This window comes from Pseudoalteromonas sp. S4741 (assembly GCF_005886135.1).
Lineage (GTDB): Bacteria > Pseudomonadota > Gammaproteobacteria > Enterobacterales > Alteromonadaceae > Pseudoalteromonas > Pseudoalteromonas tetraodonis.
Map to the genome: position 1 here is coordinate 1 of NZ_PNCN01000033.1, position 25,780 is coordinate 25,780.

Genomic DNA, 25,780 nt, shown 5'->3' on the forward strand with positions numbered 1-25,780 from the left:
GGAAGGTTCGTCCTAGGGACGATTAACTCTTTGTTGCTCGGCTTTTACTTAGCCCACTAGGTTACAAACCTCGCGCCACGATTAAATCGTCCCTAGTTAGAACAAATTTTAATCCTGAAAGGTCAACAGGCCCTAGCGGCTCATAAACGCGAGTTTTTCGATTAGGCTTATGTCTTGCTCGTTTTTAAGCAGCGCGCCAAACATCGGCATTAAACCGCCTTTTTGCGCTTTGTCGTGCAGGGTTTTGGCGTCTATATCTTCAGCCATTAATAGTTTTAACCAATCCAGTAACTCGCTGGTGGAGGGCTTCTTTTTAAGGCCGTTGGCTTCGCGTAAGTTAAAAAATACTTCTAGTGCTTGGCGAACTAAATCTTGTTTAACATGCGGGTAGTGCACATCAATAATTTGCTGCATTTCGTCGCTATTTGGAAAATCAATATAATGGAAAAAACAGCGACGTAAAAACGCATCAGGCAGCTCTTTTTCATTGTTTGATGTGATGATCACAATAGGGCGCTCTTTAGCCACAATGCGCTCACCGGTTTCGTATACATGAAATTCCATTTTATCGAGTTCAAGTAGTAAATCGTTTGGAAACTCAATATCGGCTTTGTCTATTTCGTCAATAAGCAGTACTGGGCGTTTGCCGTTTAATTCAGCGTACATGAAGGCTTGCCACAGCTTACCTTTAACTATGTAGTTGCTAATATTGTGAACGCGCTCATCACCTAGCTGGCTGTCGCGCAAACGCGATACCGCATCGTACTCGTACAAACCTTGCTGCGCTTTAGTGGTTGATTTTATATGCCACTGAATAAGCTCAGTATCTAAACTTTTCGCTAACTCTTCGGCCAGCATGGTTTTACCTGTGCCTGGCTCGCCTTTAATTAAAAGCGGTTTTTGTAGCATAATAGCGGCGTTTACTGCCTGTTTTAATGCTGAGCTTGCGATGTAATTATCAGTAGAATTAAATTGCACGGGTTATCCTTTATCTGGTCTGAGCAGTAATTGTTATGCGTTATAATGCCATAGTTAATCGGCTTCACCAAGGTAGGCAAAACGGGCGATATTTTTACCGTCTTTTTCTATGGTTTCAGTAAACATACTTAGTGGGCGTGCCCATATACCGTATTCACCGTATAAGGCTTGGTAAATAACCAACTGCTCGTTGGTTTCGCTGTGGGTCGCCACATGCATAACTTTATATTGTGGGCCTTTGTAGTGTTGATATAAACCCAGTTTTAGTGCTGTAGTCATAGTCTGTTATCTTGTATAATTTGCCTTCGCTTTTTATTATGCCAAAGAATACAGCAATACTATGAATTATATTTCTCTTGATGATTACAAAAAAGCCTGGGTATTTCGCCACAAAGATATTCCGGTTTCAGATATTGATGCAGCCAATATTAAACCGATGACCAGCGAGCGTGCAGCCGTACTGTGGACAACCATGGTGAGTCGTGAACATGACCATCCAGACTTTTTTGATAAAACCGATTGGTGCGCGCAAGAGCAAAACTTTAGCCAAGAAATTAATTGGGAAGATGCGTGGGAAAGCGAAGAAGCCCAATTTCCAGATGCTATTTTGAACCACTTAGATTGGCAGGCTAATACCACAGTGTATTTTTGCATGGCACGCGACAATATTATCGAAACGACATTTGATGTGTTTAAACGTAACTGGCAAAACTTTATGTTTTTATCTGATGGCAGCTTATTAATAGGTAAAAAGCGCAGTACTATGGTGCAATTTTTAGAATCAGGTATTGCAAAATTAGGTGAAAAGCCAAGCGCTTAAATTACTACAAGTGCTTAAAAACTGTGCATTACTGTGTTATAAAACAGTATTAAAATGTTTTTTTGAGTACAGCGATTGGTTGCTAAAAATAAGCAGTTTAACACAAGCCAGCAAGTTGAAATGTGGCAAACTGATGCACAAAAAGTGCTTTACGCACAATTATGCAATGCTTTTTATCAGCGTGAAGTTCAGCGCTTAGTGGCTGAACCTAATGGTGACCGTTTACGCAGGCAATTAAAAAGCCTGCCTTATTATATTGAACGTGCCGCAACACGTGTAGCTAATGCACCATTGCCTTTTACGCTTGATGCGCAAAATGGAGGCTGGCTTGAAAAACAAAAACCTACACCGCCAGAGGCTAATCCTGCAGCGAATGAACTTTTTTATCAAGCGCATGCCAAAGTAGGGCTAATAATTCCGGTATTATTACAAAGTCACGGTCAAATTCGGGTTAGAATAGATAGCATTGATCAAGTAGCTGATACGCAACTGCATTGTAATGAACTTGGCTGGTTTGATTTTTTAGGCCAAGGACTTGAGCAACAAAGTGCGCAATTGCTTAAACCTAGTAAAACGAGCCTTGCAGCGGCGTGTTGTGGCCACCAGTGGCAGTTTTCAAAGCGTAGCACGCCACGGGTTTTGTCATTACGGGAAATGTTACTAGCTGCCAATATTAATTGGCGCAATGTTAAGCGGCCGCTAGCATAAGTAGATAATTAAAAATTAAAATAAGGAGTGTTTAATGCGATTTTTTCAATTTGGCTTGTTGTGCTTAGCACTTTTTATTCAGTATAGACTTTGGTTTGGCCATAATGGTGTGCAAGACTACACCCGTTTAAAAAATGCGGTGGCATCGCACCAACAAACAAACGAAAAGCTGATCAAGCGTAATAAAGTATTAAAAGCGGATATAGAAGATTTAAAGCTCGGCCACGAAGGCATTGAAGAGCGTGCCCGCAACGAATTAGGAATGATTAAACCGGACGAAACCTTTATTCGTGTTTTACCGGCTCAACACCATGACAAATAAACAAACTATTGCTGCTATTGTTCCTGCCGCAGGTGTTGGCAGTCGAATGCAACACACAACACCAAAGCAATATATTTCCTTAGCAGGAAAAACCATTTTAGAGCATACGCTCGCTAAGTTATCGCAGTTACCGCAGTTAAACTCTATAGTGGTGGCTCTGAGCGAAACCGACCCCTACTTTGACGACCTTACGCTAGCTGATCCTCGCATTGTGCGTGCTATTGGCGGTAAAGAGCGCGCAGATTCAGTGTTAAACAGTTTATTGTTTTTAGCTGCCAACCCACCTGTTTGGGTTTTGGTGCATGACGCTGCAAGACCTTTAGTAGATATTGCTGATATAGAGCGCTTAATCGCACAGTGCATGCAGGCTGATGAAGGCGGCATTTTAGCCAGCAAAGTAAAAGACACTATAAAACGGGGGCAAAGCCATGCGCAGCAAACAGTGCCTCGTGATGATTTATGGCAAGCGCTTACCCCGCAACTGTTTAAATACGACGAGCTTAAAACGGCATTGCAAAGTGCGCTTAACAGCGGCGTTACCATTACTGATGAAGCCAGTGCAATGGAGTGGGCAAATAAGCCGGTAAAGCTGGTAGCAGGGCGTAGTGATAATATTAAAATCACCACCCCAGAAGATTTAGATTTAGCAGGCTTTTTACTGCAAAAACAAAATAATGAGAGTGCAAAATGATACGAATAGGCCATGGTTTTGACGTGCATAAATTTGGAGGCCAAGGGCCTTTAACTATCTGCGGCGAAAAAATTGATTATCCACAAGGCTTTTTAGCACACTCAGATGGTGATGTAGCTATTCATGCCTTATGTGACGCTATTTTAGGATCATTAGCGCTGGGCGATATTGGTAAGCATTTTCCGGATACGGCCAGTGAATATGAAAATATCGATAGCCGTATTTTACTTCGCCATGTAGTGAACCTAGCCAAGCAACAAGGTTACGTATTGGGCAATGCGGATGTCACTATTGTGGCACAAGCACCAAAAATGCTGCCGCACATTCAAGCGATGCGTGGCAACCTTGCCAGTGATTTAAATGCCGAGCTTTCACAGGTAAATGTAAAAGCTACCACTACCGAAAAACTCGGTTTTGAGGGGCGTAAAGAAGGCATTTCAAGCCATGCCGTGGTCATTATGAGTAAACAAAGCGCATGAGCGAATTAAATTATTTATATGGTGCGCCGCTTTCAAAAGCCGACTTTAAAACCACCGCAGAAGACTTTATGGTTGATGAAGATCTCGGTATAGAGTTTACCGGCAGTGGCGAACATGTGTGTTTGCAAGTGGTTAAAAAAGGTGAAAACACCCAATATGTTGCCAAGCTGATTGCACAAAAAGCGGGTGTATCGCCACTTGATGTAAGCTATGCCGGTATGAAAGACCGCCATGGAGTATGTTCGCAGTGGTTTAGCGTAAAAGTACCGATTAAAAAGCATATTGATTTTACTGAGCTGAACAGTGAAAGCGTGTTTGTGGTATCGCAGCAGCGCCATGAGCGAAAATTGCGCACCGGTTGCCATAAAGGAAATAGATTTACTATTACCTTGCGCAATGTAACCGAGCCGCTTGATATTTTATGCCGTATAAACGCAGTACGCGCAGGTGTGCCTAACTACTTTGGTGAGCAGCGTTTTGGCCGTGATGGGCATAACTTAGTCATGGCTGAAAAAATGTTTGCCGGTGAGCGCATACGCGATAAAAAGCTGCGAGGCATTATTATTTCTGCTGCGCGTTCACATGTGTTTAATCAAATTGTTAGTTTACGCGTGGCAGAGCATGGCCTTGCTAAAACCATGCACCGCGAAGTATTTATGCTCAGTGGCAGTAATGCGTTTTTTGAAGATGCGATCAGTGATGAAAATATTGCACGGCTTGCCTCTGGCGACATTATGATGTCGGCGCCCATGGTGGGCAAAAGTGAAAAAGGCTTAACCGAACAAGAAAAAACATGGTTGGCACCGTATCAAGCATGGTGTGATGGCTTAGGGGATTTAGGGCTTAAAAACGAGCGCAGAATGCTGCGTTTAATCCCTCAAGATCTAAGTGTAGAAACACTTGATGAACGCACATTAAAACTCAGCTTTGGTTTACCCAAAGGCTGCTTTGCAACGGCTTTACTGCGCGAACTGGTTGATTATACTGACGCCAGTCCTCGCGAGCGAAAAGAAAAGGATAACGCAGATGAAGATTCTATTAAGTAATGATGATGGTGTTAATGCCAAAGGTATTGCTGTTTTATACCAAGCATTAACACAAATTGCTGAGGTAACGCTGGTTGCGCCAGATAGAAATTGCAGTGGCGCAAGTAATTCACTGACGTTAATGAATCCTTTGCGTGCAACGATACTCGACAATGGCTTTATGTCGGTTAATGGCACGCCAACGGATTGTGTGCATTTAGGTGTGAATCAATTAATGGATGAAAAGCCCGATTTAGTGGTAGCCGGTATTAACCACGGCGGCAATTTAGGTGACGATACACTTTACTCTGGTACGGTTGCTGCGGCGACTGAAGGTCGTCATCTGGGCTTACCAGCAATTGCGGTGTCTTTGTGCTCTCACCATGGTGAACACTTTGAAACGGCAGCAGCCGTTACGGTCAATATTATTAAAGGGCTTGCTTCGCATCCGCTGCCTAAAGATCAGATCATCAATATTAATGTGCCAGATATTCCTTTAAGTGAGCTAAAAGGGGTTCAGGTAACTCGCTTAGGCGCGCGACACAAAGCAGAAACCATGACCAAGCAAAGCGATCCTTGGGGACGCGATATTTTTTGGTATGGTTCTTTGGGTACAGAAAGCGATGCCGGTGAAGGCACCGATTTTTATGCTGTAAATAATGGCTATGCATCAGTCACCCCATTGAGCGTTGATATGACTGCTAAAGACAGTATCAAAGCTGTGGGAGAGTGGTTAGCCGAGTTGGAGATTAATCGTGCTGGCTAATTATACCCGCAGTGCACAAGCGCTTTCAGACCTATTACAACGAGAGGGCGTAGAAGATAAGGAGGTTTTAAAGGCGATTGCGCAAATTCCTCGGCATATTTTTATTGATGATGTACTAAAGCACAAAGCGTATCAAAATACGGCGCTACCGATAGGGCAAGGACAAACTATTTCTCAGCCTTACATTGTTGCCCGTATGACCGAATTGATGCGTTTAGCCGGCGTGAAAAGTAAAGTGTTAGAAATTGGTACCGGATCCGGCTATCAAACCGCGGTACTGGCTAAAACCTTTGATAAGGTGTATTCGGTTGAGCGTATAAAAGCTTTGCAATGGCAAGCAAAGCGTCGATTACATCAGCTCGATTTATATAATGTCACTATGAAACACGGTGACGGTTGGCAAGGATGGCAATCGCAAGCGCCATTTAATGGCATTATTGTGACCGCTGCGGCAACGATTATCCCTCCAGAACTACTCGCACAACTTGCAGATGGAGGCGTATTACTCGCCCCCATTGGTGAGGTAGAACAAAAATTAACCATGGTTATTCGCCAAGGCGATAGCTTTACAGAGCATGTAATTGCGCCAGTAAGATTTGTACCTTTGGTCCCTGGCGATATTGAATAGGAATTCATTTTGAAGTTGTTTACCAAGTTATATGATATGGCCTTAGTGTGGGCTAAGCATCGCCATGCAGAACGTTATTTAGCAGGGATGAGCTTTGCCGAATCGGTTTTTTTTCCGGTGCCACCCGATGTAATGTTAGCGCCTATGTCGCTGGCACAACCGAGTAAAGCATGGCGATTTGCAAGCTTTGCTACCGTAGCTTCTGTGCTTGGCGGCGTGCTAGGTTATCTACTAGGGTTTTGGTTATTTGAACCTGTTGTAGAGCCTTTTATTGCACAAATGCAATGGCAAGATAAATTTAATACGGCACTTGCATGGTTTAAAGATTATGGCTTATGGGTGGTATTTTTAGCCGGGTTTTCGCCTATTCCTTATAAGGTATTTACTATTGGTGCAGGGGTATTACAGATGGCGTTTTTACCCTTTATTGTTGCATCGGCGGTTGGACGAGGGGCGCGTTTCTTTTTAGTATCTGCTTTAATGAAATGGGGCGGAGTTAAAATGGAGCAAAAATTACGTCAATATATTGAAGTGCTTGGCTGGGCTGTGGTTGCTTTAATTGTTGTTGCGTACATTTTATTACGTTAAGTACTATATATTAATGTTATTAACGCAGAGGGCAAAACGCATTGAATAAACAAATACGCTGTTATGTTGCTTTATTTATTAGTGTTTTTCTCTGTGCATGCTCGTCTCGCCATGTTCCCGCACCGGTAAGCAGTTTAAATAATAATATTAATGACTATCCCTCACGGATTAATATTAACGGCGGAAAATACACAGTACAAAAAGGCGATACACTTTACTCGATTGCTTTTAGTGCCGGAAAAGATTTCAGGGAGCTTGCAAAAAACAATTCAATTGCATCACCTTACATTATTGTTCCTGGTCAGGTTGTTTCTCTTTTAGGGCCAAGCAAGCCAAGGGGTACAGCAAAAACGAATCAAAAACACCCAGCTAAAAAGCCATCTAATTTACAAAAAAGTAACAAAAAATCAAAGAAAGAGCTTGATAAGCCGAAAAAACGAAGGTATGTTCAAAAACAAGCTAACCAAAAAATTAGCAAGTCTCAAGGTTCTGCAAACAGAAAGTTGAGTTGGTTTTGGCCTGCTAAAGGTAAAATAATCCAACGCTTTTCTAACAAGGAAAATGGTTATAAAGGCCTACAGATTGCTAATAAAAAGGGGTCGGCAGTATTCGCCGCTGCTCAAGGAACGGTAGTCTATGCGGGTAGTGCACTAAGAGGTTACGGTAATTTAATTATATTGAAACATAATGATGATTACCTAAGTGCTTATGCACATAACTCAAAGTTACTTGTTAAAGAAAAGCAAATAGTGAAGGCGGGACAAAAAATAGCAGAAATTGGTAATTCAGAGTCTTCAGTAACGGCACTTCGTTTTGAAATTCGTTATCGAGGAAAAGCTGTTAACCCTGCTAAATACCTACCCTGAACTAAAGGTGTTGATTGATTGTTCTGGAGAAGGCTCATGGCTAATATAGCAAAAGCTAATAAAACGACTACAGACCTTAATCATAAAGTTATTGATAGCTTGCTCAGGAGAAGTCTTATGGCTGATGTAGCAAAAGCTGAGAAAACCCCCACTGATGATAAGTTTGACGATTCAAAAGTTGAAGATCCAACGCAACTACTTGATGACGTGGAAGATGAAGACGTATTTGTTAAAGAAGAAGTCACTAAAAACCTCGACGCCACTCAGTTATACCTAGGCGAAATTGGTTTTTCCCCTCTATTAAGTGCCGAAGAAGAAGTCTTTTTTGCACGAAAATCGCTTAAAGGTTGTGAAGCTTCCCGTAAACGCATGATTGAAAGTAACTTACGCTTGGTTGTGAAAATTGCGCGCAGGTATAACAATCGTGGGCTTGCTCTACTCGATTTAATTGAAGAAGGTAACTTAGGACTCATTAGAGCGGTTGAAAAGTTTGATCCTGAACGTGGTTTTCGATTTTCTACTTATGCTACATGGTGGATACGTCAAACCATTGAGCGGGCGATAATGAATCAAACGCGTACTATTCGTTTGCCTATTCATGTTGTTAAAGAGCTTAACGTTTATTTACGTACAGCACGTGAGCTAACGCAAAAGCTTGATCATGAGCCAACCGCAGAAGAAATAGCAGAAAGCTTAGACAGACCAGTCGAAGATGTAACAAAAATGCTTCGCCTAAATGAAAAAATAGCGTCTGTAGATATGCCTATTGGTGGTGAAAACGACAGTGCATTGTTAGATGTGATTGCCGACGAAAAAAATGTCGGTCCTGAAGGTGAAGTAAAAAACAATGATATGAATACGCATATTATTGACTGGTTAGGTGAACTGAATCCTAAGCAGCGCGAAGTACTGGCACGTCGCTTTGGTTTACTCGGTTATGAGCCTTCAACGCTTGAAGATGTGGGCCGTGAAATTGGGTTAACCCGTGAAAGAGTTCGCCAAATACAGGTTGAGGCGCTACGTCGGTTAAAAGATATTTTGCAACAAGAAGGGTTAAGTACTGAGAGCTTATTTGAACAGTTCGCTTAATCTAAACACACAGTAAAATTAAATACAGCCCGACTTTTTAAGTCGGGCTGTTTGCGTTTAAAGCAGTGCTTTTAATTTATAAAGCAGTTCATGCGCCTGACGCGGTGATAGGTTATCAGGGTCTATTTCGCTCATTTGTTGCTCAAGCTCACTAGGCTGAATTATTTGCGGTTCACTATCAAACGGTAAAACCTGTTGCTCTGTAGTGACTGTGGTGACACTTTGATGGTTTTCAAGCAAGCTTAGCTTTTGTTTAGCTTGGGCAATAACTGCTTTAGGCACCCCGGCCAGTGCCGCTACTTGCAAACCAAAACTTTTACTTGCGGCACCATCTAATACCGTGTGCATAAAGGCAATGGTATCGTTGTGTTCAATGGCATCTAGGTGCACATTAACCAGCCCAGGCGTTTGTTCTGCAAGCTCAGTGAGTTCAAAGTAATGGGTTGCGAACAAAGTTTTAGCCGCGACTTTTGAAGCGAGGTGATCAGCCGTGGCGTACGCCAGTGATAAACCATCGTAAGTACTGGTTCCTCGGCCTATTTCATCCATTAATACCAATGATTGTGCAGTGGCATTATTTAAAATTGCCGCGGTTTCGGTCATTTCAACCATGAAGGTTGAACGCCCAGATGCTAAGTCGTCACTGGCGCCAATACGGGTAAATATTCTATCTATATTACCAATTTTAGCGCTATCGGCAGGAACGTAACAGCCAATATGTGCCATAAGCACAATAAGGGCAGTTTGGCGCATGTAGGTTGATTTACCGCCCATGTTAGGGCCGGTAATAATCAACATTTTACGCTGGTTATTGAGTTCCACAGGGTTGGCAATAAACGGGTCTTTCATTACCTGCTCTACCACAGGGTGGCGACCTTGTTTAATGCTGATATTATCGTTATCGCAAAGCTCAGGTTTGGCATAATTAAGTGTTTGGGCACGCTCTGCTAAATTGTTCAGTACATCTAAATCGGCAATGACCGAGGCCATTATTTGTAGTTGCTCAATATGCGGAGCAATAAACTCAAATAACTGTTCGTATAATTGTTTTTCAAGGGCCAGCGCTTTTGATTGACTGCCGAGAACTTTGTCTTCGTGTTCTTTTAGTTCTGGGATTATATAGCGCTCGTTATTTTTTAATGTTTGACGACGAATGTAATCTGCAGGCACTAAGTGCGAGTTGGCGCGGCTCACTTCAATAAAAAAGCCATGCACTCGGTTATAACCAATCTTAAGTGTACTAATACCTGTACGTTCACGTTCGCGCTGCTCTAGCTGTTCAAGCACATCGGTGGCACCTTGGCTTAAATTACGCCACTCATCAAGTTCGCTGTTATACCCTGGCGCAATAACACCGCCATCACGAATTAACACCGGTGGGTTATCAATCACTGCACGTTCAAGTAATGCTTGAAGCTCAGGAAGCTCTTTAGAGTGGGCTATAATATGAGAAATACGCGCATCTGTGGCATCGTTTAATAAGCTATGCAGCGGTGCTAATGCTTGAAGCGCACTACGAAGCCTTGTTAAATCGCGTGGGCGAGCCGTGTGTAATGCCAAGCGAGCAATTACACGTTCTATATCACCAATCTCTTTGAGCGCGTCATGCAGCTCACTGCATAATTGCACATCTAAAATAGCACTAATGGCATTTAGACGAGAGTTTAACTCGTCTTTATTACGAATAGGGGTATGAATACGACGCTTAAGTAATCGCGAGCCCATCGCTGTGGCTGTTTTATCAAGCACTTGGGCAAGGGTATTTTCAAAGCCACCTGATAGATTAACGGTAAGTTCAAGGTTTTTGCGAGTTGGCGCATCCAAAATTACTGCGTGTTCATTATGTTCAAGGGTAATTGCACGAATGTGCGGTAATGCAATGCGTTGGGTATCTTTTACGTACTGCATTAAACAGCCTGCTGCCACCAAGGCGCTATGTGCTTTGTCGACCCCAAAACCGACTAAATCTTTGGTGCCAAACTGCTCGCACAGTAAGTGTTGCGCGGTGTCTAGGTCAAACTCCCAATCAGGGCGACGACGCGCTCCCTTAATATGTTCAATTAAATGAGTGTTTTCAAAGTGTTCACTATATAGTAACTCAGCAGGCGCTAAGCGTTGTAGCGTTGAGCTAAATGCTTCATCGGTACTAACTTCAACAATGTTGAAGCGCCCAGAGTTGATATCAAGATACGCAACACCGTATTGGCCTTTTTTATTTTGCCAAACACTGGTTAGTAAGTTGTCTTGGCGCTCTTGTAGTAAGGCTTCGTCAGAAATAGTTCCTGGGGTTACAATACGGACTACTTTACGCTCAACAGGGCCTTTGCTGGTGGCAGGGTCACCCACTTGTTCACAAATAGCCACCGACTCGCCCATTTGTACTAAGCGGGCTAAGTAGTTTTCTACCGCATGATAAGGCACGCCCGCCATAGGAATAGGATCGCCCCCTGCTTTGCCACGGTGTGTTTGTGAAATATCAAGCAACTGCGCGGCGCGTTTTGCGTCATCAAAAAAGAGTTCGTAAAAATCCCCCATCCGATAAAACAATAAAATATCGCGATGCTCTGATTTTATTTTTAGATACTGCTGCATCATAGGGGTTTGTTGTTTTATAGTGTGCGGTGCATAAAGATCAAACGACATGTATTTACCCAAAGGCTGAATATGGAATTACATCAAGAGATTAAGACACTTGCTGCGCAATTAGGCGCTATTTTAACGGATAAACGCTTATGGATCACTACCGCTGAATCATGTACTGGTGGTGGAGTGAGTTATTCGCTTACCGATACCCCAGGCAGCTCAGCATATATTGACCGTGCATTTGTCACTTATAGCAATAACGCAAAGCATGAATTACTCAATGTGAAGCATGATACCCTAGAGGAATTTGGCGCGGTGAGCGAACAAACAGTCATTGAGATGGCAGCAGGCGCTTGTAAGGCTGCAAATGCTGATATTGGCATTGCTATTTCAGGGATTGCAGGACCCGGTGGTGCTACTGAGGGCAAACTGGTAGGGCTCGTGTGGTTTGGACTGCAAATTAACGGTAAACACTGGACGTTTGAACAAGTATTTAATGGTAACAGGGCGCAAGTTAGGCTGCAAGCTATTGTATTTTCTTTAAAAATCATAATAGAGAAGATAAAATAATAAAATTAGCTTGATACTGTGATTTCATACAGTATACTTGTCTGCATTAGCTGGATTTGGAGAAGAAAATGAACGATAACAAACAAAAAGCGTTGGACGCAGCTTTATCACAAATTGAACGTCAATTTGGTAAAGGCTCAATCATGAAATTGGGTGACAATAAAGCGTTAAACATTGACGCTGTATCAACAGGCTCGCTAGGTATTGATATTGCCTTAGGCATAGGCGGCTTGCCGATGGGGCGTATTGTTGAAGTATATGGCCCAGAGTCATCAGGTAAAACAACGCTAACATTGCAAGTTATCGCTGAAGCTCAAAAAGAAGGTAAAACCTGTGCCTTTGTTGATGCTGAGCATGCTCTTGATCCAATTTATGCACAAAAACTAGGTGTTAACATTGATGAGTTACTGGTATCTCAACCAGATACAGGTGAGCAAGCACTGGAAATTTGTGACATGTTAGTGCGTTCAAGCGCGGTTGATGTAGTGATTGTCGATTCGGTTGCAGCATTGACACCAAAAGCTGAGATTGAAGGCGACATGGGTGATTCACACATGGGTCTACAAGCACGTTTAATGTCACAAGCATTACGTAAGCTTACAGGTAACATTAAGCGTTCAAACACACTATGTATTTTCATTAACCAAATCCGTATGAAAATTGGTGTAATGTTTGGTAACCCTGAAACAACAACTGGTGGTAATGCCCTGAAATTTTACGCCTCTGTACGTATTGATATTCGCCGTATTGGTTCGGTAAAAGAAGGCGATGAAGTTGTTGGTAATGAAACGCGCGTTAAAATTGTGAAAAACAAAGTTGCACCGCCGTTCAAACAAGCTGAATTTATCATTATGTATGGCGAAGGTATTTCTAAGCAGGGCGAGCTGATTGATTTAGGTGTTAAGCACAAAATTGTTGAAAAAGCGGGTGCTTGGTACAGTTACAATGGCAACAAAGTTGGCCAAGGTAAGTCTAATTCGATTAAGTTCCTTAAAGAAAACCCTGAAATTGCAGATGAAATTGAAGGTAAATTACGAGAGATGCTATTGCTAAAAGCAACGGTTGAGCCAGAAGATGGCGAAGACGTATTAGGTGATGAAGGCGACCTTTAAGCCCATTTGTTTTAAAGCTTGATTTGACCCGAGCTTAAAAAAAGCGCTAACCATTAGGTTAGCGCTTTTTTATTGTTTGCTATAAAGTGACTTAAAGCCTAGTTAGCTTTATAGCTGCCAGTTAACTGACAATGAGTAGTTACGCGGTGCCCCGTAGTAACCTTGCTCCCAATAAAGGCTGTTTATGTACTTTTCATCAGTACTGTTATTAACATTAAAGGTAACACCGACGTTTTGAGTAATTTCGTAGGTGGCCATTAAATCTAATAAGCCATAAGCATCTTGTTTTGTAGTTGCCAATGCGTTGCCTGCTGGATCTTTTACTTGCACACGGCTAATAGAATCTTGCCAGCGGTAATTAGCACCTAAGGTTAAACCATCAATAAATGGCACTTGATAAGTGGCTGCCATTTTTAATTGGTTTTCTGGGGTGTAATCTTTAACGAGTTCATCACCATCAATACTTAAATTACTAAAGCTGATGCTGGCACTTAAATCATCAGTTAAGCGACCGCTTAATTCAATTTCGAAACCATCACTGTTAATACCATCTGCAGCGTAATAACGCGTATCGCTTGGAAGGGAGCCCGGAAGTGCAACAGCAAGTCCATCTTGCTTAGCATCAAAATAGGCCAGTGTTACAAATACTTGCTCATCTAAAAGTTGTGCTTTTAAACCAACTTCAGCACTTTTACCAATAACAGGAGCCAGTTGTTCAGCGTTAATGTCTAATTCTTTTTGCGGCACAAACGTTTCTGTGTAGCTAGCGTAAGCTGATAATGACTCGGTAAAATCGTACACAGTACCAATGTAAGGAATAACCTCTGAGTCATCGCGGGTTTGCACTACACTATAAGCAGTACCTTTAGTTTCCCAGTCGGTATAGCGTACGCCAGCCAAAATGCTTAATGGCTCTGCTAGTTTTATACGAGTTGAAACATAGGCCGATCTTTGTGTATTTTGTACATCACTGCCGTTAGGTTTATCAACCAGTGTTGCTTCTGGTGCTATCCCATCCCAAGTCGCTAAATCAGGCATCGCAGGGAAACCATTTCCTGTGCTGTAGTCATAAAGCGATTGGTCATTAAAGTCCATGTTTGCTTGGCTAATGCCGAATGATAAGTCGTGCTCTAAAGAAAATAGCTCAAACTTACCGCTGGCATATAAATCAAACAAATCTTGGGTGTCTTTGTAATCATAACGACTCGCATAGCCGGTTAAACCTAAACCAGTATCTTTATCTGGGGTACCATATACATAAAATAACTCAGAATTTTGTTCATTTTTTATATGGGCATAACGGGCTTTAGCAACCCAAGTCGCTGATAAGTTTTGCTCAAGTGTTACATAGATACGTTCAGCGCTATTATCCCAATACGACCAATCTGCAGCTGTGCTAGTTGAGTCATCATAGTTAGTTGCTGAGCCATCAGTGTAATAAAGTGGTAGCGCACCCCATAAAGGACTGTCGGCATCTTTTTGTTGATTCACGTAGTTAATACTTAGTAGTGTATCGTCAGTTAGCTTACCCTCATAGGCAAGGTAGGCAATGGTTTTATCGGTTTCGTAGCGGTCTAGGTATGACTCTTTATCTTGCTTAGTAAATACAGCACGAACAGCGTGTTCATCGTTAATCGGTCTGGAAACATCAATATCTACACGCTTGTTATTCCACGAACCATAAGAAGCGGATGCATGAGCTTGCGTTGTGTAGGTTGGTTTTTTTAGCACCATATTTACAGTAGCCGATGGGTTACCTGCACCGGTCATCATGCCGTTGGCACCACGCACTATTTCAACGCGATCGTAGATTGCGGTATCTAATGTTCCCTGAATTGAACCAGAACTTTGTGGAATACCTAAGCCATCAATCAAAAAGTTGGTTATGTCAAACCCACGGGCTTTAAAGTAAGTACGATCGGTTTCTATTTGCTCTACTGTTACGCCTGGGGTGCTTTCTAATACCGCATTAATATCATCAAGTGAAAAATCATCCATCAACGCGCGTGAAACAACAGAAATTGATTGCGGAGTTTCTTTAATTGTTAAACCTAGCTTAGTCGCAGACTGCGCTTCTTCAGTAATATAGTTTTTATGATGTTGCCCATAAACAGCAATTTTTTCTAAAGGTAGGTCGTCTTGCGTGTCGTTTGCAACAGCATATCCAGATAAAACCAGTGAAGTAAGTAGACTCAGTTTAAATACAAAGCCTTTTTGTTTGTGCAGCATTATGTTTCCCATAAGATTAAATGTGGAAGTAATTTAATCTAAATGAGAGTGATTTGCAATTGCGTTTGCTGGATGTTTTACACGTCTTTGATATTTTTTAAGTAAAGCGCATGGGTTTGGTTAACTTGAGCTCTGGTTAAAAACAAAAAAAGCGGCCGAAGCCGCTCAGGAAGTAAATCAGTATTTTAATTGGTTAGGAAATTAAAACGCATACTTTACAGAAAATTGTAAACGATCTAGATCGCCATCTACGCCACTTTCAAGCTCGCGCTCGGCATGCTTAAACTCAGCACCAAAAGTTAAGCGTTTAACTGGTGAGTATAAAATGTTAGCACTGTAGCTTTGGCTTGATTTAGTTGGATCGCCTGTAAGGGCGAGTAAGTCAGTGTTGTTATCAGCACTGAAAAATGAATATAAGAAAGTTGAACGCCATTGGCTATTCCATTTATGCTGATACGCTACAAAGCCAGAGGTTGAATCAATCGCATCTAGGTCATCACCATTGAGAACCGCACCATGAGCTACGTTTAGACCCACATAACGACCTAGTCCTTTACCTTGGGTAAGCATAAATTTTAGATTATCTTGACCAAACTTCACCATACCCGATGCACTAACACCAAATGATGTTTCATCGGCATCAACACCGGCTACTTTGTAGGTCAGTTGACGAGCAAGGGCTGTTACTACAAAGTTACCCCAATCAGCATTATGGGTGTAGCGTGCTGTAAAATCAGGAAGAGATGCATCGTCTGTTACAGTCATTAATGGGCTTTTAATACCTTGGTCGTTTGTAGTAAGCTTAGTAATAGTGCTTTCTGGGTTCTCTAACGAGAATGACCATGCACCCGTAGTGTATTTAATTTGAGATTGACGAACAAACACCGTGCCCTCAGCTGGGCCAACAAAATCAAGCGCTTCTGGTAATGCACCGACGTTTTGAAAGTTTGACCATGTTTGACCAAATAACCAGCCATCATATGAGATAAATGCATGGCGAATACGCGGAGAATATGAATTGGACACACGCTCGTTACCGCCTGGGGCAGAAGCTAAAAAGTCTAGTTCTATTTTAGTTTTAACCGTTTTGCCATTATCTAAAAGTGTAGACGTACCAAAGTTAAAGCGAGATTCACGCGCGTGCATATCAAATACAGCATCTGAGTTATTATCGCTGCCAACGGTTAATGTACTTGGTACATAAAAGTCACGGCCAACACTGGTGCCTGCAGGCGCACCTGCTGAGTAGTCACTCCACATTGCGTCGAGTTTAATGTATCCACCGTAGGTGAATTCGGTATCACCTATTTTTGCAGCTGTTGCGGCATAAGCCGTGCTTGTTAAAGCACATAATAAAACACTGGCTGCCAGTGTTTTAATTGGAGTAAATTTCATTGTTGCGTCCTTTTATAGGCTACTTGTTGTATGTTGTTTGCTTATGATATGTATTAATGTGTGTTACTTATATAGTACTAACAGATTGAATTTAATTATCTTTAATCTAATTTGTTAGTAAATACGAATTATTAATAAACAATCAAAGTTTTTAAATATTTAAACTACTGTTGTATATGTACACAATTTACTCAATCAACCATTAGTCTATTAGACTAAGGTTTAATAATTATTGAGTGTTCATATACTTTTATTTAATAGTATGTTTTTTATGTAAATAGAGTGTAGCTATAAGGGTTGTAGATAAGATAATCGTTGTTTGAACTCAGATACAACTAATGTCTAATATTTAATAGTGCACTGCTGAGTAATCCTTGATGAAAAGCCTAAGGCAAGTAATATAAATTGGAGACTAATATGTCACAAAGTATCTATCCAGTTCCTGCGCATATTAAAAACGCAGCGTTCGTCGATAATGAAAAATATAATACGATGTATAAACAGTCTATTGAGGACCCTGAAGGTTTTTGGGCTGAGCACGGTAAGCGTCTTGACTGGTTTACTCCATATTCAAAAGTAAAAAACACTTCATTTGACAAAGGCCATATCAATATTAAATGGTATGAAGATGGCTACCTTAATGCCTCTTATAACTGTATTGATCGTCACTTAAAAACAAAAGCGGATAAAGTAGCATTAATTTGGGAAGGTGATGATCCTTCACAAAGCGAAAATATCACCTACCAACAGCTACATGATGAAGTGGCAAAGTTTGCCAATGGTTTAAAAAAATTAGGTGTTAAAAAAGGTGACCGTGTAGCCATTTATATGCCAATGAGCCCGCAAGCTATATACGCAATGCAAGCTTGTGCCCGTATAGGCGCAATTCATTCAGTTATTTTTGGTGGTTTTTCACCGTCAGCTATTGCGGATCGTATTAACGACTCGGGCGCTAAAGTGGTGATCACGTCAGATGAAGGCCGACGTGCAGGTAACTGTGTGCCGCTCAAAGCCAATGTAGATGAAGCCGTATTACAAGATTCAGTCACCACTGTTGAACATGTAGTGGTACATAAACTAACATCAGGCGATGTTGATTGGCACGACCATGATATTTGGTGGCATGACTTAGTTGCAGATCAAGCGCCAGAGTGCGAACCTGAACACATGAATGCTGAAGACCCGCTGTTTATTCTGTATACATCGGGTTCTACAGGTCAGCCTAAAGGTGTGGTACATACCACCGGTGGCTATTTAGTCTATTCATCTATGACCCACGAATACATTTTTGATTTAAAAGACGATGATATTTTTTGGTGTAGTGCTGACGTTGGCTGGATCACAGGTCATAGTTATATTGCTTACGGGCCGCTCGTTAATGGGTGTACGCAAGTCGTATTTGAAGGCGTACCGACTTACCCAACAGCAGGTCGTATGGGTGAAGTGGTTGATAAACATAACGTGACAATTTTATACACAGCACCTACTGCCATTCGTGCATTGATGGCCAAAGGCGAAGAGCCGATTGCCAGCTCACATCGCGATAGCTTGCGCATTTTAGGTTCTGTGGGTGAGCCAATCAATCCAGAAGCGTGGACTTGGTACTTTGAGAAAATTGGTAAATCTAACTGCCCAATTGTAGATACGTGGTGGCAAACCGAAACCGGTGGCATCATGATTGCGCCATTACCAGGTGCAACCGATATGAAACCTGGCTCTGCAACTCGCCCATTCTTTGGTATTGCACCGGCATTATTTGATGCTGGAGGTAATACATTAGAGGGCGCTGTTGAAGGAAACCTAGTTATTTTAGATAGCTGGCCTTCACAAGCACGAACTGTGTATGGCGATCACGAGCGCTTTGAACAAACCTACTTTAGCGCTTATCCTGGTGTGTACTTTACTGGTGACGGTTGTCGTCGTGATGAAGACGGTGATTATTGGATCACAGGACGCGTTGATGACGTACTTAATGTATCTGGGCACCGTTTAGGTACTGCGGAAATTGAAAGCGCGTTAGTTGCTCATGAAGCTGTAGCTGAAGCGGCAGTAGTAGGCTACCCGCATGATATTAAAGGCCAAGGTATTTACGTTTACATAACTCCTAACGAGGGTGTAACGGTGAGTGATGAGCTAACAAAAGAGATCCGTAATTGGGTACGTAAAGAACTAAGCCCAATAGCATCACCAGATATGATTCAGTGGTCGCCAGGTTTACCAAAAACACGTTCTGGCAAAATTATGCGTCGTATTTTACGTAAAATCGCGGCAAATGAGCACCAACAGCTTGGTGATACCTCAACACTTGCGGATCCGTCAGTGGTTGATGAGCTAGTAGAAAATCGATTAAATCGTTAATTTCGCGTTAAAAGCTTGATTATAAGTTGATTCTAAACGTAGTATATCGGCTGTTGTCTGTTGGATAGCAGCCGAATTTTTGGGAGTGAACAATGAGTCAGTTTTTAATAGCGGACGATCATCCGTTATTTCGTGAAGCACTAAAGGGCGCTTTGAGTGTAAAGTTTGCAGGTTTAGAAGTATTTGAATCAGCCGATTTTGATAGTACATTGAAGGTGTTAAGCGAACAAGAAGATCTTGATATATTACTACTAGATTTACACATGCCAGGTAACGGTGACTTATACGGCTTGATCCGTATACGTGAAGATTACCCAAGCTTACCTATTGCGGTGGTTTCGGGTAGTGAAGATGTAAATATTGTTTCGAAAGTTATGGGTTATGGGGCAATGGGGTTTATTCCTAAGTCATCATCATCTGACGATATTGCCAACGCAATTAACCAAATACTCGAGGGCGATACTTGGCTGCCAACCGAACTAAAAAGTAAAGTGGCTGAAATAGAAGGCGCAGATAGAGAAATTGCTGCACAAGTGGCATCACTCACTCCACAGCAATACCGCGTATTACAATATTTGCACGAAGGTTTACTGAATAAACAAATTGCGTACGAACTTCACATTTCAGAAGCCACAGTCAAAGCTCACATCACTGCCATATTTAGAAAACTCGGTGTTTATAATCGAACTCAAGCTGTTTTAATTGCTGCAAAACTACAACTAGAACCCATAGAGCAAGCTTAAGCAGGCTAAATAAGAGGCGAGAGCCTCTTTTTTGTAACCCCATCACAACAAACCCATCAGTTAATTACCATGGGATAACAAGTCATTCATCTTTATTACATGACCTGCTCAGAAAATAATGCTAGGTTACGGGCATTTTGTAATTAAGAGAGCATGGTATGTCAGACTCAATAGACTCACCACACACATCCCAAGATGAAAATCAGGCCGCAAAGGGCGGTTGGTTTAATCGATTTTTAGCCACGGTAGAATTTTTAGGGAATATGCTTCCCCATCCAATTACCTTATTCGCGCTGTTTTGTATTGCCATTATTTTATTTAGTGGCGTTGCTGATTGGTTTGGACTTAGTGCTATCGATCCTCGCCCTGAGGGCTCTGCTGGGCGCGATCCAGATGGTGTAATTGAAGTAGTTAGCTTACTCAGTGCCGAGGGCTTACAGCGTATTGTAACGGGATTGGTAACTAACTTTACCAGTTTTGCGCCACTGGGTACGGTGCTAGTAGCGCTATTAGGTGTAAGTGTTGCTGAGCATTCAGGATTATTGTCTGCGGCAATGCGTGGCATGGTTATGGGTGCATCTAAACGCTTAGTTACCTTTATGGTGGTATTCGCTGCTATTTTATCAAACACAGCATCTGAGCTGGGTTATGTAGTATTGATCCCCCTAGCGGCAATGATATTTCATAGTTTAGGTCGTCATCCGCTTGCAGGCCTTGCTGCAGCGTTTGCTGGTGTATCGGGTGGCTATAGTGCTAACTTATTACTGGGTACTATCGATCCGTTATTAGCGGGTATTACGACGCCTGCAGCACAAATGATTGACCCAACTTACCAAGTAGGCGCTGAAGCGAACTGGTATTTTATGATGATTTCAGTATTGCTAATTGCTGTTTTAGGTACGCTTGTTACTGAGAAAATTGTTGAGCCACGTTTAGGTAAATATAACCCAGATGAAGCCAGTGAAGATTTAGCTCAAAATAATATTGCCGGTTTAACTGCCAAAGAAAAGTCAGGTTTGAAATGGGCTGGAGTTTCATTACTTGTTGTTTCGTTGTTGCTCGCTTGGACGATTGTACCCGCAGACGGTATTTTACGTAACCCTGAAACAGGTCTAGTTGCTCACTCGCCGTTTTTAAAAGGGATTGTTGTTTTTATTTTTGTTACCTTTGGTATTCCGGGCTTTGTGTATGGTCGAGTGGTTGGCACCATGAAAAATGATAAAGACGTGATCAATGCCATGAGCAAAAGTATGAGCTCTATGGGCATGTATATTGTATTAGTGTTTTTTGCTGCGCAGTTTGTGGCATTTTTTAAATGGACTAACTTAGGCACAATTTTAGCGATTAACGGTGCCGCGTTACTACAAGCTCTTAGCTTAACTGGGCCGGAAGTATTTGTACTGTTTATTTTGATGTGTGCTTTAGTGAACTTAACGCTAGGCTCATCGTCAGCGCAGTGGGCAGTAACAGCCCCTATTTTTGTTCCTATGCTGATGTTAATTGGTTATGCACCAGAAACAATTCAAGCGGCTTATCGTATTGGTGATTCAGTAACTAACTTAATTACCCCGATGATGAGTTACTTTGGTTTAATCCTTGCGGTTGCCACTAAATACAAAAAAGACATGGGAATAGGTACTTTGGTAGCCACTATGTTGCCATACAGCTTAATCTTCTTTGTTGGCTGGGTGGTACTGTTTTACTTATGGGTATTTGTTTTAGGTATGCCAGTAGGCCCTGGAGCACCAACGTATTACACACCCTAGTTAAGTAAGGTTTATTATTTACTTATAAAAATGCCAGCTTATTAGCTGGCATTTTTAATAGCTATATAAAGCTAATTATGAAAATACGACGGTTTTATTGCCATTAATAAACAGCTAGAGTATTACCAAATTGGTTTAATAACATGCCGCCTAAACAAAGGCTTCTTTTGGAGCTAATAATACAACTTTGGTTTTTTCTTCGCCGTGCAGTGCCTCTTTGACGTTAGCAGGAAACCCTTCGCAAAGTTATGATAAAAATCGCTGCGAGATTAGCCTGTGAGTTCTGCTCTCATAAAAAGCGTTGTGCATCTTTATCAACAAGGCCTAATAATATCTAAATTATGCTGATTACAGAGTTTGGTAATTTTGGCTAAGCCTATATCGTCTGCGTATTAATTGGTTAGTGTATTACTTATTTTCCTCATCCCCTCCCTGTCTTTAATGCGCTTGCAGGGGGAATTACATTTACATCAATGTAGAGAGGGGGATTTAGTGTGGAAAGATGCCACCTAGTAATAAGGTGGCATATAGATAAGCTAGGTTTTTGGCTCAGACGCTAAATCGTCTTCCTGACGTAAAAAACCAGCGGCTTCCTCATCATCTTTGGTTAAAGCTGGCTGCATAGGCATAGCCCGTGTTTGCTGGTTTAACTGGTGCAGTTGAGATGCATTGCCTAAATCGCGTTCGCTAGTGATAGAGGCAATTGATTCTCGGTCTTTCAAAAATGCAATTACATCTTTTTTGATTGCTTGTAATTGACCTTCATCTTTATGCATTTCCATAATATGTCGAGGATGCTCGAGGTTTTTCATGCCTGTAGCTGCAAAGGTTGTAGAAACAATGCGCGAAACAATCACCCAAGGCGTTATGCTGCTACGTACCAAGGTATTTTCCGAGCGTGTGCTATCATGAATACCGGTGCCCGTTGATATTTTTGACTCAGTAAATGTACCCTCGCACTTGAAGTACACGAGTAAAGATTCAAATTGCATTTCAGCAAAAAATAAATGGGCACTATTGCTCAGCAGCTGAGCAAATGCTTTAACTAATATGCCGATAAGCAATAAATGAACACTTGCCATTAACAGCTCGCTAAACTCAATAATATTTTTATTATTAAAGGCTTGTTCAATACTATTTATATTAGCAGCGTCAATATAGTGGTAAATATTAATAAAAGAGTAAGCAAGCAACACAGTAAAGGTAAGCGCTACAATGTAGAGTAAGTTACCACTAATTAACGCAACTAAACGAGAAAGGTTAAAGTGCTTACCTAAATCCATTGTGTGTAGTTTAGGCTGAATTTCTTGAATCATTTCGCCTTTAAACCCGCCTTTTCCTTCAATTTGCTCTTGTAGTTTAGGATCTAGCTCACGATAAACCCTATTAGGTACTTCTTTATAACGGCGATTAGCCATTACTAAGTTATCAAGATTTATAAAAATTTCATCTGGATGAACAGACTCTTGCCAATTTTCACGTAGTTCTGATACTTCAGCGCTTGGTGTCACTTCGTTTAAACGCGCTTTTATCATCACAAAAACAAGTGCACAACTAAGTGTAGCTAAAATAATAATGGCAGTTAAATAGAGGCCCGCGTTAAGATTGGGTAATTGCTCAAGCCAATTGTCTATTTGTTGTTTGCTTATGCGCTGTTCCTGCATTATCCACGACATAGACAGGCCTATAGCAATGGGCAATATAAAGGATAAAGAAATGATTTTAGCAAGAGCACCAGTACCTAAGGCTTCAATATTTTTCTCTGCATTACGTGAAATAGGTTTGCCAGAAGAGCGCCAAGAAAACAGCACATAAAACATTAATATGGCACTATATATTGGAAAAGCTAGTTCGCCAGCTTCACCGGTAAAACCAGACAGTGACACAAAGGCGACCAATGCGTAAGCGATAAGAGCAACCAGTGTGCTTATCCATGAGCCAAATAAACGTTGGGCAACATTACGTATTGGGTAGGGTAAAAATAATAGTTTTGGTACTAAACTATGTAGCAAACGCGATAAAAAGCCATTCGGTTCTTTAAAAGTACTGTTTTTGCGACCAACAAGCATTTCTTCTAATGTTTGCGCAGTGTAGGCTACCTCGTTTTTTTCTTCTTGTGCAGTTGAGGTTTGTGACTTACTAAAATTAAACGCCAACGATGTCGGATGGTTTCTACCTACGAAGTACTTAAGCGTTGCATAAATACCACCTGATAAAGTCCGAATTCCTAGGGCGAGTATTAACATGCCAAATATCATTAAGATCCAACCTGCTGTTGCATCTTCTTTTACAGAGCTAGACGCGATAACAAGCAAGCTGATGCCAACAACAGATTCAATAAGCCCTCTTATTGCTTTTACTTTACCTTCCAGTTTGAAAGGGTTTTTTAGTCCAAGATCGATTGATCCGTAATCAAAAGCCATCAAATGCTCCTTATAAATAGTAACCCTAAAAAGGGAATATCAGCATAGCTAAAATAATGCATATATTATTGCTTAATTTCTGATTATATATCAATAATATTGTTCAGCTTAAGGTTACTTGAATATGATAAGTTAAATCTCTTAAAAGTTGTTATTGCTTAAAAGGGAGTATAGTAAACAACCTGGTATTTCAGCTAATCCATAAAGTGAATGGTTTTGCCAAGAGGAAAATTGCATATTTTGGCCGTGGAAGTTGATAGTAAAGGTCGAGTAAAATAATGATATAAATCTAACAAAAGGCTCTATTTTCGGTTCTATTAGGTTGAATTTACTTGCAATAGAAAACAGCTGATACGTAAATTTACTTTGTTTTAATAAAGTCTCTTAATCAATGTTCAGGTTTAGTTATATTGGATAAACAAATGCCAGCTTGTTAGCTGGCATTTTTAATAGTTATATAAAGCTAATTATGAAAATACGACGGTTTTATTGCCATTAATAAACAGCTTATGCTCTGATGCTAGTTGCAGTGCTTTACAAAACACCGTTTTCTCTACATCTTTACCCATTTTAGCCATCATCTCAGCTGTATTCGCATGAGTCACACTCGATACGTCTTGTAAAATAATCGGGCCTTCGTCTAGCTCATTATTAACAAAGTGAGCCGTGGCACCAATAATTTTCACACCACGTTCAAATGCTTGGTGATACGGTTTTGCACCAATAAAAGCAGGTAAAAATGAGTGATGAATATTAATGATTTTACCCTCAAAACGACCCACAAATTCAGGGCTTAAAATACGCATGTATTTAGCTAGGCCAATAATGTCAGGGTTATAGCTGGCAATTAAGTCACCGACTTTTTCGTCGTGCTCACTGCGCGTAAGTCCTTCATGAGAAACCACATGAAAAGGAATATTAAACCCTTTCACTAGAGGCTCTAGAGTAGGGTAGTTAGCGATAACGGCGAGTATCTCTATGTTTAGAGCTTGTTCAAATTGCTTTAATAACATGCCGCCCAAGCAATGAGCTTCTTTTGTGGCTAATAGTACCACTTTGGTTTTTTCTTCACCGTGCAGTGCCACTTTTGCGCCAGCTGGTAATACGTCACTAAGTTGTGACAAAAACTCAGCATGTGGTTCGCCTGTAAGCTCTGTGCGCATAAAAAAGCGTTGTGCATCTTTATCAACAAATTCGTTGTTACGAATAATATTTAAATTATGCTGATTACACAGTCCGGTAATTTTGGCGATTAAGCCTATATCGTCTGCGCATTGGGTGGTTAGTATATAACTCATTTTCCTCATTCTTACCCAGTGGTTAGTTGCTTCATTATTTGTGTTTTAACTCAGAAAGCAAGACCTTTGTGTGATGGCCAATGTTTAATTTTAATTTACGCTAAGATAGCGTTAGTAAGGTTAATTTAGCTTTGAGTAAGTTTAACAAATTGTGTTCTAGTAGGGATTTAAAACAAGGAACTAAATCAGTTGTTTATTACTATATTTATATTATTGCCTAGTTAAAAAGTTGTTTCTAGTGTGCTTTACTAGCATACGAGTATATTAAATTGCGAATTAACTCTGTTTGTGCTTCATTTGTATACAAGTGTGGCGCTGTTGTCAGTAATATAAACAATGGAAA

General features: G+C 41.1%; 23 protein-coding genes. 16 read left to right on the top strand and 7 right to left on the bottom strand.

Annotation, left to right across the window (positions count from 1 at the left end):
- Positions 1-132 precede the first annotated feature (132 nt).
- Positions 133-978: an AAA family ATPase gene (locus tag CWC30_RS06030; RefSeq protein ID WP_036981577.1), complete on the bottom strand. Its 846-nt coding sequence runs from the start codon at positions 976-978 to the stop codon at positions 133-135.
- Positions 979-1,032: 54 nt separating this feature from the next.
- Complete coding sequence (locus CWC30_RS06035) at positions 1,033-1,257, bottom strand: DUF1653 domain-containing protein (protein WP_069440035.1); 225 nt, start codon at positions 1,255-1,257, stop codon at positions 1,033-1,035.
- Between the two features lie 61 nt (positions 1,258-1,318).
- Here CWC30_RS06035 and CWC30_RS06040 point away from each other — a divergent pair, with 61 nt between their 5' ends.
- The 11 genes from CWC30_RS06040 (at position 1,319) to rpoS (ending at position 8,960) form a co-directional block, all read left to right on the top strand.
- A complete protein-coding gene (locus tag CWC30_RS06040; protein WP_138626656.1) occupies positions 1,319-1,798 on the top strand; it encodes a DUF2947 domain-containing protein in 480 nt (159 codons plus the stop codon).
- A gap of 75 nt (positions 1,799-1,873) precedes the next feature.
- A complete protein-coding gene (locus tag CWC30_RS06045; protein ID WP_008464230.1) occupies positions 1,874-2,506 on the top strand; it encodes a hypothetical protein in 633 nt (210 codons plus the stop codon).
- A 34-nt stretch (positions 2,507-2,540) separates the two neighbouring features.
- Positions 2,541-2,828 carry a cell division protein FtsB gene (ftsB, locus tag CWC30_RS06050; protein WP_008110330.1) on the top strand — a complete coding sequence of 96 codons (288 nt, stop codon included), beginning with the start codon at positions 2,541-2,543 and terminating at the stop codon, positions 2,826-2,828.
- Entirely contained in the window at positions 2,818-3,519 is a 702-nt protein-coding gene (gene ispD / locus CWC30_RS06055) for a 2-C-methyl-D-erythritol 4-phosphate cytidylyltransferase (RefSeq protein ID WP_138626657.1), read from the top strand. The genes ftsB and ispD overlap by 11 nt, the downstream gene beginning before the upstream one ends.
- Positions 3,516-3,998, top strand: a complete 483-nt coding sequence (ispF, locus tag CWC30_RS06060) for a 2-C-methyl-D-erythritol 2,4-cyclodiphosphate synthase (protein WP_138626658.1) — start codon at positions 3,516-3,518, stop codon at positions 3,996-3,998. Before ispD ends, ispF begins: the two co-directional genes overlap by 4 nt.
- Positions 3,995-5,044 carry a tRNA pseudouridine(13) synthase TruD gene (gene truD / locus CWC30_RS06065; RefSeq protein WP_138626659.1) on the top strand — a complete coding sequence of 350 codons (1,050 nt, stop codon included), beginning with the start codon at positions 3,995-3,997 and terminating at the stop codon, positions 5,042-5,044. Before ispF ends, truD begins: the two co-directional genes overlap by 4 nt.
- Positions 5,025-5,789: a 5'/3'-nucleotidase SurE gene (gene surE, locus CWC30_RS06070; protein ID WP_138626660.1), complete on the top strand. Its 765-nt coding sequence runs from the start codon at positions 5,025-5,027 to the stop codon at positions 5,787-5,789. Before truD ends, surE begins: the two co-directional genes overlap by 20 nt.
- Positions 5,779-6,417 (top strand): protein-L-isoaspartate(D-aspartate) O-methyltransferase, encoded by a 639-nt coding sequence (locus tag CWC30_RS06075; RefSeq protein ID WP_138626661.1) that lies wholly within the window; start codon positions 5,779-5,781, stop codon positions 6,415-6,417. Before surE ends, CWC30_RS06075 begins: the two co-directional genes overlap by 11 nt.
- A gap of 9 nt (positions 6,418-6,426) precedes the next feature.
- Complete coding sequence (locus CWC30_RS06080; protein WP_138626662.1) at positions 6,427-7,005, top strand: YqaA family protein; 579 nt, start codon at positions 6,427-6,429, stop codon at positions 7,003-7,005.
- A gap of 41 nt (positions 7,006-7,046) precedes the next feature.
- Positions 7,047-7,871, top strand: coding sequence for a peptidoglycan DD-metalloendopeptidase family protein (locus CWC30_RS06085; protein ID WP_138626663.1), 825 nt, complete (start codon positions 7,047-7,049; stop codon positions 7,869-7,871).
- A 117-nt stretch (positions 7,872-7,988) separates the two neighbouring features.
- Positions 7,989-8,960, top strand: coding sequence for an RNA polymerase sigma factor RpoS (rpoS, locus tag CWC30_RS06090; RefSeq protein ID WP_138626675.1), 972 nt, complete (start codon positions 7,989-7,991; stop codon positions 8,958-8,960).
- A 57-nt stretch (positions 8,961-9,017) separates the two neighbouring features.
- Here the strand turns inward: rpoS and mutS are convergent, their stop codons facing one another.
- Positions 9,018-11,603, bottom strand: a complete 2,586-nt coding sequence (gene mutS / locus CWC30_RS06095; RefSeq protein ID WP_138626664.1) for a DNA mismatch repair protein MutS — start codon at positions 11,601-11,603, stop codon at positions 9,018-9,020.
- A gap of 21 nt (positions 11,604-11,624) precedes the next feature.
- Here mutS and CWC30_RS06100 point away from each other — a divergent pair, with 21 nt between their 5' ends.
- Both CWC30_RS06100 and recA read left to right on the top strand, forming a co-directional pair.
- Positions 11,625-12,113, top strand: a complete 489-nt coding sequence (locus CWC30_RS06100; RefSeq protein ID WP_008110341.1) for a CinA family protein — start codon at positions 11,625-11,627, stop codon at positions 12,111-12,113.
- Positions 12,114-12,181: 68 nt separating this feature from the next.
- A complete protein-coding gene (gene recA, locus CWC30_RS06105) occupies positions 12,182-13,225 on the top strand; it encodes a recombinase RecA (protein ID WP_008110343.1) in 1,044 nt (347 codons plus the stop codon).
- Between the two features lie 108 nt (positions 13,226-13,333).
- On the opposite strand, the gene CWC30_RS06110 is transcribed toward recA, so the two are convergent.
- Together CWC30_RS06110 and CWC30_RS06115 are read right to left on the bottom strand one after the other, a co-directional pair.
- Positions 13,334-15,466, bottom strand: coding sequence for a TonB-dependent siderophore receptor (locus CWC30_RS06110; protein WP_138626665.1), 2,133 nt, complete (start codon positions 15,464-15,466; stop codon positions 13,334-13,336).
- A 189-nt stretch (positions 15,467-15,655) separates the two neighbouring features.
- Positions 15,656-16,849 carry a DcaP family trimeric outer membrane transporter gene (locus CWC30_RS06115; protein ID WP_138626666.1) on the bottom strand — a complete coding sequence of 398 codons (1,194 nt, stop codon included), beginning with the start codon at positions 16,847-16,849 and terminating at the stop codon, positions 15,656-15,658.
- 417 nt (positions 16,850-17,266) lie between these two features.
- Between CWC30_RS06115 and acs the strand changes: the two genes are divergently transcribed.
- From acs to CWC30_RS06130, 3 genes are all read left to right on the top strand, one after another.
- Positions 17,267-19,207, top strand: coding sequence for an acetate--CoA ligase (gene acs / locus CWC30_RS06120; protein ID WP_036981610.1), 1,941 nt, complete (start codon positions 17,267-17,269; stop codon positions 19,205-19,207).
- A 92-nt stretch (positions 19,208-19,299) separates the two neighbouring features.
- Complete coding sequence (locus tag CWC30_RS06125) at positions 19,300-19,950, top strand: response regulator transcription factor (protein ID WP_036981612.1); 651 nt, start codon at positions 19,300-19,302, stop codon at positions 19,948-19,950.
- A gap of 158 nt (positions 19,951-20,108) precedes the next feature.
- Positions 20,109-21,716 (top strand): AbgT family transporter, encoded by a 1,608-nt coding sequence (locus CWC30_RS06130; RefSeq protein WP_138626667.1) that lies wholly within the window; start codon positions 20,109-20,111, stop codon positions 21,714-21,716.
- A gap of 536 nt (positions 21,717-22,252) precedes the next feature.
- Here the strand turns inward: CWC30_RS06130 and CWC30_RS06135 are convergent.
- Both CWC30_RS06135 and purU read right to left on the bottom strand, forming a co-directional pair.
- Complete coding sequence (locus CWC30_RS06135) at positions 22,253-24,139, bottom strand: hypothetical protein (protein WP_138626668.1); 1,887 nt, start codon at positions 24,137-24,139, stop codon at positions 22,253-22,255.
- 467 nt (positions 24,140-24,606) lie between these two features.
- A complete protein-coding gene (purU, locus tag CWC30_RS06140) occupies positions 24,607-25,437 on the bottom strand; it encodes a formyltetrahydrofolate deformylase (RefSeq protein WP_069440028.1) in 831 nt (276 codons plus the stop codon).
- Positions 25,438-25,780 lie beyond the last annotated feature (343 nt).